The sequence below is a fragment of the Streptomyces sp. A012304 genome (assembly GCF_026008495.1).
GTDB lineage: Bacteria > Actinomycetota > Actinomycetes > Streptomycetales > Streptomycetaceae > Streptomyces.
The window spans coordinates 59,050-73,960 of sequence record NZ_BQUN01000182.1 but is presented as its reverse complement, the minus strand read 5'-3'; the positions used below and the strand labels follow the sequence as shown (position 1 = coordinate 73,960).

The window sequence follows — 14,911 nt, the reverse complement described above, 5'->3', positions numbered from 1 at the left end:
CCGTGGAACGCCCACCTCCAGGCAATGGTTCCGCCAAGCCCCTCCGAACCCGCGGCCCACGAACCGGCCTTTTCGAGTCGCACCGGGCGGGGAACCCGGCGTTCCGTACGGACCCCCGGCAGGCAGGAGGCCGACGTGACCGACGAACACACCACTCGGCAGGACCCGACCACACAGCAGCCGCGCCCCGACTTCCCCTCCCAGGACCAGCCGCACCCGGGCTGGACCGGGCCGATGGACCCGCCGCCCGACCACGGCGAGGAGTCGTACCGCGGCTCGGGCCGCCTGGAAGGGAGCCGGGCCGTGATCACGGGCGGTGACTCGGGGATCGGCCGGGCCGTGGCACTGGCCTTCGCGCGCGAGGGTGCCGATGTGCTGTTCACCTACCTCCAGGAAGAGCAGGACGAGGCGCGTGAGACCTCCCGCCTCGTGGAGGACGCGGGCCGCAAGGCGGTCGCCGTGTCCTGTGACATCCGCGACGAGGACAACTGCCGCTCGCTGATCGAACGGGCGGTCGCGGAGTTCGGGCGTATCGACGTGCTGGTGAACAACGCGGCCTACCAGATGTCACAGCCGGACGGCATCGAGGCGATCACCACCGAGCAGTTCGACCGCGTGATGCGCACCAACCTGTACGGCATGTTCTGGCTGACGAAGTACGCGCTGCCGCACATCCCGGCGGGCGGCAGCGTCATCAACTCCACGTCGGTGCAGGCGTACAAGCCCAGCCCGCATCTGCTGGACTACGCGATGACGAAGGGCGCGATCGTCACCTTCACCCAGGGTCTGGCCCAGATGCTCGCGGAGCGCGGCATCCGCGTCAACGCGGTCGCGCCGGGACCGGTGTGGACACCGCTGATCCCCGCGACCATGCCCGACACCGCGGAGTTCGGCAAGCAGAGCCCGCTGGGCCGACCGGCCCAACCGGCCGAGCTGGCGCCCGCGTACGTCTATCTCGCCTCGCAGGAGGCGAGCTTCATCACCGCCGAGATCCTCAACGCCACCGGCGGTACTCCGCTCCCCTGAGCGAGCCGTCGACGGCGGCCCCGGCGGCCGTCGACACCCATGTGACGCGCGTCTCCCTAGCGGTGCGGCGCCGTCCTCAGCAGCGGTCATACAGCCCGCACATGACTCATGTACCGATCGTATTGGTGTAACAGCCATCCATGTCTGTCTACTGCTGTCGACCCGTACACGGCCGGTGCCCTTCCGCGTCGGCCCATCAGCAGGAGGCAACTGAGGTGCTGGAGGACTTTCTCGCCGCCAAGCTCGACGGTCTGCGGCGCAGTGGACAGTACCGGGAGTTCGTGGACATCAACCGCCGCGCCGGTGCCTATCCCTTGGCGACACGCCGCGCCCCCGACGGCCGTTCCCAGCAGGTGACCGTGTGGTGCAGCAACGACTATCTCGGCATGTCGCAGCATCCCGCCGTGCTGGAGGCGATGCACCGGGCCGTCGACGAGTACGGAGCGGGCTCGGGAGGCTCGCGCAACATCGGCGGCACGCACGCGCACTACGCCCGGCTGGAGTCCTCACTCGCCGAGTGGCACGGCAAGGAGGCCGCGCTCGTCTTCCCGACCGGTTACGGCTCCAACGACGCGACCCTGCAATGCCTGCTGCGCGTCCTGCCCGACCCGGTGATCGTCTCGGACGAGCTGAACCACGCGTCCATCATCAACGGCATCCGCAGCACCAAGGCCGAGCGCCATGTCTTCCGGCACAACGACGTGGGCCACCTGGAGGAGTTGCTCGCCCGGCAGCCCCTGGACCGGCCGAAGATCGTCGTGTTCGAGTCCGTCTACTCGATGGACGGTGACGTCGCCCCGATCGAGGAGATCGCCAAGGTCGCCCAGCAGTACAACGCGCTCACCTACCTCGACGAGGTGCACGCCATCGGCATGTACGGGCCGCGCGGTGCCGGCATGGCGGCACAGCTCAACGTCGACCACCAGATCGACGTCATCCAGGGGACCATGGCCAAGGCCATCGGGGTGATCGGGGGCTACATCGCCGCCTCGGCGACGCTCGTGGACGCCGTGCGCAGCTTCGCCTCCGGTTTCATCTTCACCACCTCGCTGCCGCCGGCCGTCGTCGCCGCCTGCCATGCGAGCATCGAGCACCTGAAGTCCTCCGAGACCGAGCGTGGCGCGCTGCGACGCAAGACGGCGCACCTGCGCGGCGCGCTCGCCGAGGCCGGCATCGAGGTCATGCCGTGCAGCACCACCCACGTGCTGCCCGTACTGGTCGGTGACGCGGAGCTGTGCAGGCGGTCGGCGGTACGGCTGCTGGACGAGCACGGGGTGTACCTCCAGCCGATCAACTCCCCGACCGTTCCGGTCGGTACCGAACGCTTCCGGGTCAACGTGACCCCGAACCACGACGACGAGGACATCGCTCACCTGGTGCGCTCGCTGAGCGAGGTCTTCCGGTACTTCGGTGTCTCCGGCCGTACGGCGGAACCGGCGGGGCGGGCGGCGTGAGCGGGCCCGCGGACATCGCCGTACGGGGAGCCGTGGCCGGCGACATCGACGAACTGATCCGGCTGCGCGCCCATCTGCTGGAGGACGGCGCGGCCGCCGGGCTGCCGTACGCGGCCACCGACGCGGCGCAGAGCGCGGCCTGGCGGGCGGCGTACCGCTCCTGGCTGGCGGAGCGGCTGGGGAACGGCCGTGAGGACACCGGTGTGCGCGTCGCGGTGGTGCCCGGGGCCGGGCGGTTGAGGGCCTGTGCCACAGCCGTCGTCGACCGGCGCGCGCCCTCCCCCGCCTGCCCCAGCGGCCTTGCGGGGTGGATCCAGTCGGTGGTCACCGATCCGCGCGACCGGGGGCAGGGGCTGGCCACCGCGGTCCTGGAGCACCTCCTCGCCTGGCTGCGCGACCGCGGTGCCGACGAGGTGGTGCTGCAGACCACCCCGGCCGGCGCCTCCCTCTACCTTCGCTCCGGTTTCCGGCCCAGCGGGGAGGAGTTGCTGTTCACGTCACTGCGCGCCGCCGAGGAGGCCACGCCCGTATGAGCACGGTGAAGGTACTGATCGCGGGGATGGGGTACGCCGGATCCCGTTTCCTCAAGGCCCTGCGCGGCCTGGACGGGCCGCAGGGGGTCGGGGCAGATCTGGAGATCGCGTATCACGCCCGTCACCGCACCCGTGAGGACATCCCCTACTTCCCCTCGCTGAAGCAGGCCCTGACCGACTTCGCGCCCGATCTGGTCATCGTGGCCGTGACCGACTCGGCACACGCCGAGATCCTCACCGGGCTCGCCGGTTACCGGGGGTTCGTCCTCGCCGAGAAGCCGCTGACATCCCGTCATGACGACCTCGGCGCCGTGACGGACGCCCTGCGGGACGTCTCCGGCTTCGCCATGGACCTGGTGGAGCGGTACTCCGACGCGACGGCGGCGCTGCGCGACCACGTCCGGCGCCACCGTCTGTCCCTGGTGCGCGCCCACGCCACCTGGGGCAAGGACCGCGTCAACGACCACCGGCCCACCGTGGGGGTGACCAGCGAGGTCATCCACTCGCTCGACCTGCTGCGCTGGACAGCGCCCGACGATCATCCCGTCGAGCTCACCGGGGCCCTCGCGGTCACCTCCGACTTCTCCGTCTCGGGGGACGCCGTGCTCGACAGTGTCGCCCTGACCGCCACGCTGGGCGAGGCACCGGTGACCGTCTACAGCAGCTTCGTCAACATCACCCGGCAGCGCACGGTCGACTGCACCTTCCGCGCCCCGGACGGCGAACTCGTGTACGCGTCGGCCGAGTACGACACCCCGGTGTGGGACGCCGACCGTCTGCGCGTCTGGCGCCGCACACGGGACGGCGAGGAGACCTTGTGCGAGGTCGACACCCGCGGTGAGCAGGCCCCCGACGGACTGCGGGGCGTCGTCAAACTGCGCCGGCTCGTCGCGGACGCGCTGCGGTTCGTGCTGCGCGGCGAGCGGCCCTCCGTGGCCTTCGCGGGCCTGGGCGAGTCGATCGCACTGCAGCGCCTGCTGAACCGCGTCGAGGAGACGGCACGGACCACCGGGCCCGCCCGCTACTTCCCCGCGGGCCGGACCATCGTCACCGAAGTGGACTGGGAGCGGCTGGGATGAGCACGGACACCACCGGCACGGACACCACAGACATGGACACCACACGCACGGACGCCTCCGGTACGGACACGGGCACCGGCAAGGGCGCGGGGCGCGGCAGCCGGTTCGTCCCCCTGCTCGCCGTCGGGGCCTTCGCCCTGGGCCTGGACGCCTATGTCATGGCCGGTCTGCTGCCGGATGTCGCGAGCGGCCTGCGCGTCTCGGAGGCGTCGGCCGGGCAGATGGTCACCGTCTTCACGTTGTGCTACGCGCTGGCGGCCCCCGTCTTCGCCACCGCGCTCGCGGGACGTCCCGCCAAGGTCGTGCTCGCCTGCGCGCTGGCCGTCTTCTCCGTGGGCAACGCGTTGAGCGCCCTCGCGCCGTCGCTGCCGGTGCTGTTGGTGGCCCGGGCCCTGGCCGGGATCGGGGCCGGGCTGTACTCCCCGACGGCGGCGGCGACCGCCGCGGGCCTGGCGGGCGAGGAGCGCCGTGGCAGGAGCCTCGCGCTGGTCATGGGCGGGATGAGCATCGGCACCGTGGTCGGCGTTCCGCTGGGTGTGATGCTGGCCGAGCACATGGGCTGGCGCGGCACGCTGTGGCTCATCACCGCGCTGGGCCTGCTGGCCCTCGCGGGCATCGCCCTGCTGCCGACCACGACGGCCGGCCCGCCGCCGGCCCTGCGCGACCGCGTCCGCATCCTGGCGGACGGCCGGGTCGCGGGCATCGCGGTGGTCTCCCTCCTCGGCGGCATCGCGAGCCTGGGCCTGTACACCTACCTTGCGCCGTTCCTCAAGGACGCCGCCGGCTCCGGTGACACCGTGGGCCCGATGTGGGCCTGGGGCGCGGGCGGGGTGGCCGGGAGCCTGCTGATCGGGCGGATCGTGGACCGGACCCGTCGTCCCTTCGCGGTGGTCACGGGTGTCCTCACCCTGCTGGCGGTGGCTCACCTCGCCCTGCCGTCGGCCGCCGGTACGAGCTGGGTCCTGTTCGTCCCCCTGGTCGTCTGGGGCGCCGCCGGCTGGGCCCTCCAGGTGCCCCAGCAGCACCAGCTCATCGCCGCGCAGCCGCAACAGGCCCCGGTCGCCGTCGCGTTGAACAGTTCCGCCGTCTACCTGGGCAGCGCCATCGGCTCGGCCCTGGGCGGCACCGTCATCGCGGCGGGAACGGCGCCGGCGGCCCTGCCGTACTGCACGGCCGGTCTCGCTCTCCTGGGCCTCCTGCTGCACCTCACCGCCGTGCGCCGCGCCACCCGTCGCGGTACGGCGGACCGGGCGGCGGACGGGCCGGACGAGCGGTGACCGTGGATGGCCGGTCCGGTGGATGAGTTTCGCCACAGTGCCGCGGACGAGGGCCTGGCAGGCCGCCCGTCCGCGGCACGGCCGGCCGGACAGGGCCTAACCTGTCGACCATGGACATCGGCATACAGCACCTGCGATGCTTCCTGACCCTCGCCGAGGAGCAGCACTTCACCTGGGCCGCCGACAGACTCGGCCTGTCCCAGCCGACGTTGAGCCGTCACATCCAGCGTCTCGAAGAGGTGTTGGGAAGAGCGCTGGTCGACCGCAGCACCCGGCATCCCCGGCTCACCGTCGAGGGACGGCGTCTGAAGGCGGAGCTGGAGGCGCTGCTGCCCCGTCTGGAGGCCGCGCTGTTCCCGCCTCCGCCGGAGGCTCCCTTCCGTCTCGGATACGCCTGGGGTTTTCCCACCGCGGTGGGCCGTCGTGCCATCGAGCTGATGGAGGAGCGCCATCAGCTCCTCGTCCAGCCGGTACGCGTCGACGACTGCACGGCGGGGCTGCGGGACGGCTCCGCCGACGCGGCCCTGCTGTGGGGTCCCGTCCGCGACCCCCGCCTGGTGGCCGTGGAGATCGTCCAGGAACGTCGTGTCGCCGCCGTCTCGCGCCGTTCCACGCTCGCCGTCCAGTCCGCCGTCTCCTGGCGTGAGGTGGGACGCCGGTGCCTGGTGGTCAACACCGTCAGCGGCACACTCACGCCCGACGACTGGCCCAGCGCGTACCGGCCGGAGGTCGGCGCCGAGGCCACCAACATCGACGAGTACCTGCACGCGGTCGCGATCCGCCGTGGTGTGGGCGTCCTTCCCGCCTCGGTCGCCGCTCAGTACCCCGACCCGGACATCCTCTACCTGCCCCTGACCGGGTCCCCGCCCGCCACCCTGCACTTCGTCCACCCCCGCACCAACCCCCACCCGCACACGGAAACCCTGGAGTCGGTCCTGCGTACCTGCGTCGGGAGCGAACTCGTGCCCCGGTGACCTGGGCTCGGGCGGCGGCCGGAACACGCGGCGAGCCTGGCGACCGTCCACGCGGTTCCGGGTTTCAGCAGCCGGTCCGCCGCCCGGTCGACCTGGCCCGGTGCGCGGCGACGACCATGACGACGGCGCCGAACATCCCGCCGTAGCTGAGCGTGGTGGCCGCCAGGGCCAGCCAGACCTGGCCGCACCGGTCGGCATCCGTTTCTCTCCGGTCGGGTTCCGCCTACAACCCTCCGATCAGTCCCAGGCGTTGAAGAGCAACCCACCCAGCGTGGTGATGCCGTAGAGACGGACGTGGCGCCACTCGTCGCGCGTGAGCGCCGAGGTGTCGACGCCGGAGAGGGGCATGGTGAGCTGCTCGCTCCCGAGTACCGTGAACCCGGCGTGCGTGAAGACGTCGGACCACGGGGGTGGTGCGAGGAACTGCTCGGTGTACCAGTCGCGGCGTTCCCTGGCGAACGCGATCCAGGGGTGGTGGGCGTGGGCCAGGACGATGTGTCCGGCCGTACCGACGACGACCGTCGCGGAATGGAAGGTACAGGGGTATTCCCGCTCCTCCCACTCGCTCACCCTGCCTCCGGCGGCGCGGGCGGCCGCGTGCAGCGCGGCACGCAGCCTTCGGGGATCGGTCTCGGGAAGCGGGCCGTCCTGCGGGCGGAAGAAACCTGTCGCTCCGCGGGGCAGCGCGAATCCCGCGTTCTCGTCATCGGCCATGCGCTCATCCTGCCGAGCGGCTCGGGTGATTGCACGCCCGGAAGTCGGCGTTCTCGGAGAAAGCCCGGAGCGGCAGGCATAGATCGTCCGGGGCCCACGCGTCCTTGTGAGCGTTAGGGAAACGGGAGGGCCCATGGACCCACAGGACCACGAGAGATTCCGGGACTTCGTCGACACCCGGTGGAGCACCCTGCTGCGCCTGGCGAACCTTCTCACCGGCGGCGACCGGCACGACGCCGAGGATCTCGTACAGATCGCGCTGATGAAGGCACTGGGCCGCTGGCGGCACATCGACGACCCGGAGGGTTATGTCCGCAAGGTGATGTACCGGCATCAGATCAGCCGCTGGCGACTGCGCCGCCCGCACCGCGAGCCGACGTTCGCCGTGCCGCCGGAGGACCCCGGCGTGGCCGACGGCACGTCCGCCGCCGATCTGCGGATCACCGTGGCACGGGCGCTCGCCCGGCTGACCCCGCGGCAGCGCACGATGCTGGTGCTGCGCTATTTCGAAGACCTGTCGGAGACAGAGGTGGCGAGCGCCCTGGGCTGCTCGGTGGGCACGGTGCGCAGCACCACCCATCGGTCGCTGGCCCGGCTGCGCGACCTCGCGCCGGAGCTGGGCGCCCCGGTGCGGACCGCGGCCGCCGCCCCGAGCAGCATCCTGCCGAAGGGAACCCACTCATGAACGCCGACCAGCTGGACCGCGCGATCCGGGACGCCCTGCACGCGTGGACCCCCGACGACCCCAGCGCTCCCGCGGGCATCGCCGACCGCCTGGTGCGCCGCCGCCGACGGCGGATCCTCGTGCGTGCCACCGGCGCGGCCCTCGGCCTCACCGGTGTGGTCTTCGGCGCGGCCCTCGCCACGGGCACGGGTGGCGGCGACGACGGGACGCGGCCGCCGGCTTCGCGCGAGACCCAGCAGAGCAAGCTGCTGTGGCAGACCTCCTTGCCCGCCGTGTCCTGGGACGCCTGCACCACCGGTGCCGACGCCGTCTACTGCCGGGGGCCGCGGTACGACGGCATCAGCGTGGACGCCCGCAGCGGAAAGATCGTGTGGCAGCGCGAGGCCGAGGAGGCCGACAACGACGGCTCTCCGGCCGGATCACTGCCCGGTGTCCGCGACGGGGTGCTGTACACCTACGCCGATCACGACCCGGGGGCGTCCAGCGCCGGCACCGATCTCGTCGCGATCGACATCGACAGCCGGCGGGTGCTGTGGAAGCACGAGCTGGCGGGCGACAACCGCGACCGGGCCTCCGCCGTGCCGTTCGACGGCGGGATCCTCGCCAACTCCCCGACGTTCAAGAGCGTGGCCGCGCTGGACGACAAGACGGGCCGGACGCTGTGGACGTACTCGTGGAAGCAGGCCGACTGCGACCGGGTGGCGGTCGGCGGCGTCCCGTACCTGATCTGCTCCCCGGACAGCGAGAAAGCCACGCAGCGCAGCACCGTCGTCCGGCTGGACCCGGCGACCGGCGTGGCGCGGACGGTCGCGACCGTCGACGGCCCGACGGCCTACCTGGGCACGGACGGGGACGCCGTACTGCTGGGCGCCCCGGCCGGCGGACAGCGGTACTTCAACGACCCCGGGCCCGCCACCCTGACCCGTGTCGACCTCGGCTCGGGCAAGGTGTCGCAACACCGCGTCGACGGCATGCCGATGGGTGTGGTCGCGGACGGCATCATCGTGATGTCCGGCGGCGACGGCCGCGCCACCGCGTACTCGGCCACCGACGGCAAGCGGCTGTGGACGCGTGACCTGGGGCTGCGACTGCGTACGGACCCGCGCCACGCCACGATGCGGGAACTGGCCTCCGACGCCGCGGTGGATCTCGACAGCCGGGTGGCGTACTACCTCGATCCGTCCGGGAACCTCGTGGGCCTCGACCTGGACAGCGGTGCGGTGCGCTGGCGCGGCCAGGTGCCGATGCCGCAGACCCCGGTGGAGGCGGGGGTCGCCCCGGAACTGATGGTGTACGACCACGGCCTCATCGGCCAGGTCGGCAGCGAGCTCTTCCGGATCGAGCCCGTGCTGCCCTAGACGGGTTCCTTCACCGGCCGAGCAGGTGCCAGCGCCGCTGGAAGTCCTCGGTCTGCTCGGTGATCTGAGCGGGGGTCACCGCCCTGTTGTACTGGGCGGTGATCCCGCGGTCCGCGCAGTCCTGCGCGACGGCGTCGGGCGACGGCGCCTCGGTGTGCGCGCGGTGGTCGGCCCAGACGGCGTAGACGCGGAACTGGAGCGAGTAGCGGCGCAGCGTCGACGGGCTGACGGGATTCCCGCCCCGGCCGAGGACGCCGTTCTGCGCGAGGAAGGCGGACAGTTCCTCGGGGGAGGGTTCGTCGCCGTGCCGGGTCCGGTACTCCGTCCACGCGAGGTAGTAGCGGTCGGCGACGGTGAGGCCGTCGTCCTCGGCGGGGAGGGGAGCCGGCGGCCGCTCGTCGACCTTGGCGTCGATCCTCGGGCCGCGCGGCTCCCTGGCGGCCTGGGTGCCGGAGTGCGCGGTCTGCTCGGTGGTACGGGCAGCCGCGTCGGAGCCGTCGTCGCCGTGCTCACGGCCCTGGAAGGCGACGACGTAGTAGTGCAGTTCGGCCGCGGTGATCGGCCGGCCGCCGGCGCCGGTGATGCCGTCGCGCCGGTGGACGTACTCGGCGAGGGCGGCAGCGTCCGGATAGGCGCCGTGCTCGGCGGCGTACGCGCGCCAGGCGGCGTAGAAGTAGTCGCCCCACATCAGTCCGTCGTCCGCGGCCTGGGCGTCTTCGGAGGCTGCCTCGATCTCGGTCTCGATCTCGATCTCGGTCTCGCCCGCCGGCTCGGGGGCCTCCAGCCGCTCGTGTGCCTCCAGCGGTGGCTGCGGGGCAGGCTCCACCCTCGGCTCGACGGCGGCCTCGATCGCGGGGCTCTGCCGCTGCGGCGGCACCGGGGTCCGCCCCACCGTGAGCCGGGCCGACGGTTCGCCGATACCCGCCGCCGCCAGGCCCGCCGGGGCGGTTTCGGCGAGGGGGACGCCGTAGCGGGCCAGGCGCAGGGGCATCAGGGATTCGACGGGGGCCTTGCGGCGCCAGCCCCGGCCGAAGCGGGAGCGCAGCCGGGCCTGGTAGACGAGACGTTCCTGCTCCAGCTTGATGACCTGTTCGTAGGAGCGCAGCTCCCACAGCTTCATGCGGCGCCAGAGCAGGAACGTGGGGACGGGGGAGAGGAGCCAGCGGGTGAGGCGGACTCCCTCCATGTGCTTGTCGGCCGTGATGTCGGCGATGCGGCCGATGGCGTGCCGGGCCGCCTCGACAGTGACCACGAACAGGATCGGGATCACCGCGTGCATGCCGACGCCCAGCGGGTCGGGCCAGGCGGCCGCGCCGTTGAAGGCGATCGTGGCGGCGGTCAGCAGCCACGCCGTCTGCCGCAGGAGCGGGAAGGGGATGCGGATCCAGGTCAGCAGCAGGTCGAGGGCGAGCAGGACGCAGATGCCCGCGTCGATGCCGATCGGGAAGACGTAGGAGAAGTCCCCGAAGCCCTTCTTGACGGCCAGCTCGCGGACGGCCGCGTAGGAACCGGCGAAGCCGATGCCGGCGATGATCACGGCGCCGGTCACGATCACGGAGATCAGTACGCGGTGAGTCCGTGTCCACGTCGGCGTCGTTGTCCGTGCCGTCACCTGCTGCCGCCCCCTCCGTCACCGCCATCACACTGAGCGCCATTCACACTCTCATGGCGGTATGACATCGGGACGGTCCGGGTCGGTTGCGCCACAGGACCTCCATGGCGGCTTTTCCGTCCACGGCGGTCGACCAGAAGGGGGCAAAAGACCAGAAGGCCAGAAAGGGGGACAAAAAAACAAGGCAAGGAGAACACCTCTCCTTGCCACTCTCAACTTATAGCGCACCGGGGGGCTTGCGGCAAGGCCCCGTTGGTGCCGCAGAATCTCCGGCCTAGGCCAGGATCTGCGGAAACGGGAGTCATCACGTGCGTGTGTTGTTGTCGACGTATGGGTCGCGCGGGGACGTCGAGCCGCTGGTGGCACTCGCGGTGCGGTTACGGGAAGTCGGTGCGGAGGTGCGGGTGTGCGCGCCGTCGGACGAGGACTTCGCGCGGCGGCTGGCCGGTGTCGGCGTGCCGATGGTGCCGGTCGGTCCGTCGGCGCGCGCGCTGACCACCGCGGTTCCGCCGCCGACGGCGGCGACGCTGCCCCAGCGCGCGGCCGCGGTGATCGCCGCCCAGGTCGAGGCGCTCGCCGTGGCGGCGGAGGGATGCGACGTGCTGGTGGCGACGGGCATGATCCCGGCCGCGGCCGGCGCGCTGTCGGTGGCCGAGAAGCTGGGCGTCCGCTCGGTGTCGGTGACGTTCCAGCAGCTCACCCTGCCGTCGCCGTACCGGCGGCCGCTGGCGTATCCGGGCCGGCCGTTGCCGCCGGAGGTGACCGACAACCGGGTGCTGTGGGAGCTGGACGCGCAGAGCGTCGACGCGTTGTTCGCTGAGGCGCTGAACACGAACCGGGCGTCGATCGGCCTGCCGCCGGTGGACAACGTCCGCGACTACGTCATCGGCGACCGGCCGTGGCTGGCGACGGACCCGGTCCTGGACCCGTGGGAGGAGACGTCGGGCCTCGATGTCGTCCAGACCGGCGCATGGGTCCTGCCGGACGAACGGCCGCTGTCGGCCGAGCTGGTGGAGTTCCTGGACGCCGGCGCGTCGCCGGTGTTCGTGGGCTTCGGCAGCATGCCCATGCGCGACGCGGCGGACGTCGCCGAGGTGGCCGTCGAGGCGGTCCGCGCGCAGGGCCGTCGCGCGGTTCTGGCCCGCGGTTGGGCCGATCTGGCCCTGGCCGACGACCGGGACGACTGCTTCGTCGTCGGCGAGGTCAACCAGCAGGCGCTGTTCCGCCGGGTCGCCGCCGTCGTGCACCACGGCGGCGCGGGCACCACGACGACGGCCACCCGCTCCGGCGCGCCTCAGGTGGTGGTGCCCCAGGCGGCGGACCAGCCGTACTGGGCCGGCCGGGTGGCGGGCCTGGGCATCGGCGTGGCCCACGACGGTCCGACGCCGACTGTCGCGTCCCTGTCGGCCGCGCTCGGGACGGCCCTGGCCCCCGGCACCCGGGCGCGAGCGGCCGCCGTGGCCGGCGAGGTCGGCACCGACGGCGCGGCGGTGGCCGCGAAGCTGCTGCTCGACTCGGCCGGCTGAGAAGGGCCGCCCCTGCCCGCGTGAACCCCACGGAACCGGCGAGCGAGGTTCGTCCCGCCGGTCCTGAACGCCTTGCCGCACACCACGGTCGCGAGCGACCCGATATCGGAGCTGATGACGTGAACCCCCTGACCACCAGCGTGTTCGACCTTCCCGACCGCCTCTCCCCCAAGGCCGACCCGGCGCTGATCGCCGACGACGAGCTGCACTTCGCGGCCGTCGCGGAGTGCCTGGAGCAGTCGATCGCCGAGCTGTCCGACCGTCTCGAGGCCGAGCGCAGGGCGCCCGGCGGCAAGGGCAGGCAGGCGATGGACAGGGACGCGGAGATCCACCGGCTGAGCACCCGCCTGCGCGCGCTGCGCCGCTTCGGCCTGGACCTGTGCCTCGGGCGCATGGTCGGCGCGGACGGCTCCGAGCCCGTGTACGTCGGACGGCTCGGCCTCACCGACAGCGCGGGGCGTCGGCTGCTGGTCGACTGGCGCTCCCCCGCGGCCGAGCCGTTCTTCGGCGCCACCCACGCCAACCCGATGGGCCTGGCGAGCCGGCGCCGGTACCGCTGGACGCGGGGCCGGATCGGTGACTACTGGGACGAGGTGTTCACCGCGGACGGCCTCGAACGGCACGCCGCTCTCGACGACCAGTCCGCGTTCATCGCCAGCCTGGGCACCAACCGCTCGCCGCGGATGCGGGACGTGCTCGGCACCATCCAGGCCGACCAGGATGCCGTGATCCGCGCGGGTTCCCGTGGCGCGCTCGTCGTCGACGGCGGTCCGGGGACCGGCAAGACGGTCGTCGCCCTGCACCGCTCCGCCTACCTCCTCCACTCCGACCCTCGTCTCGGTCACCGTCGGGGCGGTGTGCTGTTCGTCGGTCCGCACCGGCCGTATCTGGCCTATGTCTCCGATGTCCTGCCCAGCCTCGGGGAGGAGGGCGTGCAGACCTGCGTGCTGCGGGACCTCGTCGCCGAGGGAGCCACTGCCGGGGCCGAGACCGATCCGGAAGTGGCCCGCCTGAAGTCGTCCGCGGACATGGTGAGGGCGATCGAGGCGGCCGTCAGGTTCTACGAGGAGCCGCCCGCCGAGGGGATGACGGTCACGACCCGGTGGTCCGACGTCCGGCTGAGCGCCGAGGACTGGGCCGTGGCGTTCGCCTCGGCGGAACCCGGTACTCCGCACAATGAGGCGCGCGAGCAGGTCTGGGAGGAGCTGCTCACGATCCTGGTGGACAAGCACGACGGCGACGCGTCGGACGAGCTGCTGCGCACAGCGCTGCGGCAGGACCGGGAGCTGCTCACGGCCTTCCATCGCGCCTGGCCGCTGCTGGAGGCCGCCGACCTCGTCGGCGACCTGTGGTCGGTCCCCGCCTACCTGCGGCTGTGCGCTCCCTGGCTCAGCCGCGAGGAGGTGCGCTCACTGCAACGGGCGGAGCCGCAGGCCTGGACGGTGTCGGACCTGCCGCTGCTGGACGCGGCGCGGCAGCGGCTCGGCGATCCGGAGGCCTCACGGCGCAAGCGCCGGCACGACGTCGCCGTCGCCACCGAACGGGAGCGGATGGGCCAGGTCATCGACGACCTGCTCGAGGCCCACACCTATGACGACGGCGAAGGCGTGCTGGTCATGCTGCACGGGCAGGACATGCGCAATTCCCTGGTCGACGAGACCGTCCTGCCCGCCGCCGACCCGGACCGGCTCGCCGGCCCGTTCGCGCACATCGTCGTGGACGAGGCGCAGGAACTGACCGACGCGGAGTGGCAGATGCTGCTGCTGCGCTGCCCGTCCCGCAGCTTCACCATCGTGGGGGACCGCGCCCAGGCCAGGAACGGGTTCACCGAGTCGTGGCGGGAACGGCTGGAGCGGGTCGGGTTCGACCGGATCAGCCTGGCGTCCCTGAGCATCAACTACCGGACGCCGGAAGAGATCATGGCGGAGGCCGAGCCGGTCATCCGGGCCGTGCTCCCGGACGCCAACGTGCCGACGTCCATCCGCGGCAGCGGCGTTCCCGTCGTCCATGGATCGGCGTCGGAGCTGGAATCGGTCCTCGACACCTGGCTCGCCGCGCATGCCGAGGGCATCGCCTGTGTCATCGGCGCCCCCGCGTTCCGGCCGGCGACGTCCCGTGTCCGGTCGCTGACCCCGCAGTTGTCGAAGGGGCTCGAGTTCGACCTGGTCGTCCTCGTCGACCCGCAGGAGTTCGGCGACGGCGTCGAAGGAGCGGTCGACCGCTATGTGGCGATGACGCGAGCGACCCGGCAACTGGTCGTCCTCACGAGTTCCTGACGGCGCCGGGAGGGATGTCCGCCGGCAGGAGCCGCGACATCACCTCGGGTGGCAGGGACGGGTTGGCGGCGGCGGCTTCGACGACCTCCCCGTCGTCGTCGGCGAGGAGTTCCACGAGGGTCGACGGTGGCAGCGCCGGGTGGCCGGCGGCCAGGGGGCGCGCCCGTGTGTCCGCCAGGCACGCGAGCAGCGCCGGGGCCGTCGCGTTCGGGTGTCGGGCGATCTGGCGCAGGGCCTTGGGCACGGGCGGCTGGTGCCGGGCCAGATCGCGCAGCAGCGCGTGCGGCGCGTCCGGGTTGGCGGCGACCTTCGCGAGGACCCGTCCGCCGTGCCGGTCGGTCATGGCCCGCAGCTGCGCTTCGGAGAGGCCGGGGTGCGGTGCCAGGGAGGCGAGCAC

Annotated in this window: 12 protein-coding genes and 1 pseudogene; 10 read left to right on the top strand and 3 right to left on the bottom strand. The window is 72.3% G+C overall.

The window, feature by feature from the left end; translation table 11 throughout:
- Nucleotides 1-135 precede the first annotated feature (135 nt).
- The 6 genes from ALMP_RS36275 to ALMP_RS36250 all read left to right on the top strand — a co-directional run bounded on the left by ALMP_RS36275 (nt 136) and on the right by ALMP_RS36250 (nt 6,343).
- Nucleotides 136-1,026 carry an SDR family oxidoreductase gene (locus tag ALMP_RS36275; RefSeq protein ID WP_264936101.1) on the top strand — a complete coding sequence of 297 codons (891 nt, stop codon included), beginning with the start codon at nt 136-138 and terminating at the stop codon, nt 1,024-1,026.
- Between the two features lie 215 nt (nt 1,027-1,241).
- The gene (gene hemA, locus ALMP_RS36270) at nt 1,242-2,480 is read left to right on the top strand and encodes a 5-aminolevulinate synthase (RefSeq protein WP_264936099.1); all 1,239 of its coding nucleotides are present in this window, start codon (nt 1,242-1,244) and stop codon (nt 2,478-2,480) included.
- On the top strand, nt 2,477-3,013 hold the full coding sequence (locus tag ALMP_RS36265; protein WP_264936098.1) for a GNAT family N-acetyltransferase: 537 nt from the start codon (nt 2,477-2,479) through the stop codon (nt 3,011-3,013). The genes hemA and ALMP_RS36265 overlap by 4 nt, the downstream gene beginning before the upstream one ends.
- Complete coding sequence (locus ALMP_RS36260; RefSeq protein ID WP_264936096.1) at nt 3,010-4,092, top strand: Gfo/Idh/MocA family protein; 1,083 nt, start codon at nt 3,010-3,012, stop codon at nt 4,090-4,092. The genes ALMP_RS36265 and ALMP_RS36260 overlap by 4 nt, the downstream gene beginning before the upstream one ends.
- Nucleotides 4,089-5,369, top strand: a complete 1,281-nt coding sequence (locus tag ALMP_RS36255) for an MFS transporter (RefSeq protein WP_264936095.1) — start codon at nt 4,089-4,091, stop codon at nt 5,367-5,369. Before ALMP_RS36260 ends, ALMP_RS36255 begins: the two co-directional genes overlap by 4 nt.
- A gap of 110 nt (nt 5,370-5,479) precedes the next feature.
- Entirely contained in the window at nt 5,480-6,343 is an 864-nt protein-coding gene (locus ALMP_RS36250; protein WP_264936093.1) for a LysR family transcriptional regulator, read from the top strand.
- A 237-nt stretch (nt 6,344-6,580) separates the two neighbouring features.
- On the opposite strand, the gene ALMP_RS36245 is transcribed toward ALMP_RS36250, so the two are convergent.
- On the bottom strand, nt 6,581-7,057 hold the full coding sequence (locus ALMP_RS36245) for a hypothetical protein (RefSeq protein ID WP_264936092.1): 477 nt from the start codon (nt 7,055-7,057) through the stop codon (nt 6,581-6,583).
- A 133-nt stretch (nt 7,058-7,190) separates the two neighbouring features.
- Between ALMP_RS36245 and ALMP_RS36240 the strand changes: the two genes are divergently transcribed.
- Both ALMP_RS36240 and ALMP_RS36235 read left to right on the top strand, forming a co-directional pair.
- Nucleotides 7,191-7,742, top strand: a complete 552-nt coding sequence (locus ALMP_RS36240; protein ID WP_264936091.1) for a SigE family RNA polymerase sigma factor — start codon at nt 7,191-7,193, stop codon at nt 7,740-7,742.
- Nucleotides 7,739-9,100 (top strand): PQQ-like beta-propeller repeat protein, encoded by a 1,362-nt coding sequence (locus ALMP_RS36235; RefSeq protein WP_264936090.1) that lies wholly within the window; start codon nt 7,739-7,741, stop codon nt 9,098-9,100. The genes ALMP_RS36240 and ALMP_RS36235 overlap by 4 nt, the downstream gene beginning before the upstream one ends.
- 10 nt (nt 9,101-9,110) lie before the next feature.
- Here the strand turns inward: ALMP_RS36235 and ALMP_RS36230 are convergent, their stop codons facing one another.
- The gene (locus ALMP_RS36230; RefSeq protein ID WP_375803586.1) at nt 9,111-10,655 is read right to left on the bottom strand and encodes a DUF2637 domain-containing protein; all 1,545 of its coding nucleotides are present in this window, start codon (nt 10,653-10,655) and stop codon (nt 9,111-9,113) included.
- Nucleotides 10,656-11,026: 371 nt separating this feature from the next.
- Here ALMP_RS36230 and ALMP_RS36225 point away from each other — a divergent pair, with 371 nt between their 5' ends.
- A complete protein-coding gene (locus tag ALMP_RS36225) occupies nt 11,027-12,238 on the top strand; it encodes a glycosyltransferase (protein ID WP_375803596.1) in 1,212 nt (403 codons plus the stop codon).
- A 119-nt stretch (nt 12,239-12,357) separates the two neighbouring features.
- Nucleotides 12,358-14,514, top strand: a complete 2,157-nt coding sequence (helR, locus tag ALMP_RS36220; protein WP_264936084.1) for an RNA polymerase recycling motor ATPase HelR — start codon at nt 12,358-12,360, stop codon at nt 14,512-14,514.
- Here the strand turns inward: helR and ALMP_RS36215 are convergent.
- Nucleotides 14,501-14,911, bottom strand: a pseudogene (locus tag ALMP_RS36215) (hypothetical protein); the annotation flags it as partial. The gene helR and the pseudogene ALMP_RS36215 sit on opposite strands and share 14 nt — an antisense overlap.

Excerpts from the sequence above, each read along its gene's own strand:
- ALMP_RS36260 (WP_264936096.1), top strand. The coding sequence starts at position 3,010 with ATGAGCACGGTGAAGGTACTGATCGCGGGGATGGGGTACGCCGGATCC.
- ALMP_RS36255 (WP_264936095.1), top strand. The coding sequence starts at position 4,089 with ATGAGCACGGACACCACCGGCACGGACACCACAGACATGGACACCACA.
- ALMP_RS36250 (WP_264936093.1), top strand. The coding sequence starts at position 5,480 with ATGGACATCGGCATACAGCACCTGCGATGCTTCCTGACCCTCGCCGAG.
- ALMP_RS36245 (WP_264936092.1), bottom strand. The coding sequence starts at position 7,057 with ATGGCCGATGACGAGAACGCGGGATTCGCGCTGCCCCGCGGAGCGACA.
- ALMP_RS36240 (WP_264936091.1), top strand. The coding sequence starts at position 7,191 with ATGGACCCACAGGACCACGAGAGATTCCGGGACTTCGTCGACACCCGG.
- ALMP_RS36235 (WP_264936090.1), top strand. The coding sequence starts at position 7,739 with ATGAACGCCGACCAGCTGGACCGCGCGATCCGGGACGCCCTGCACGCG.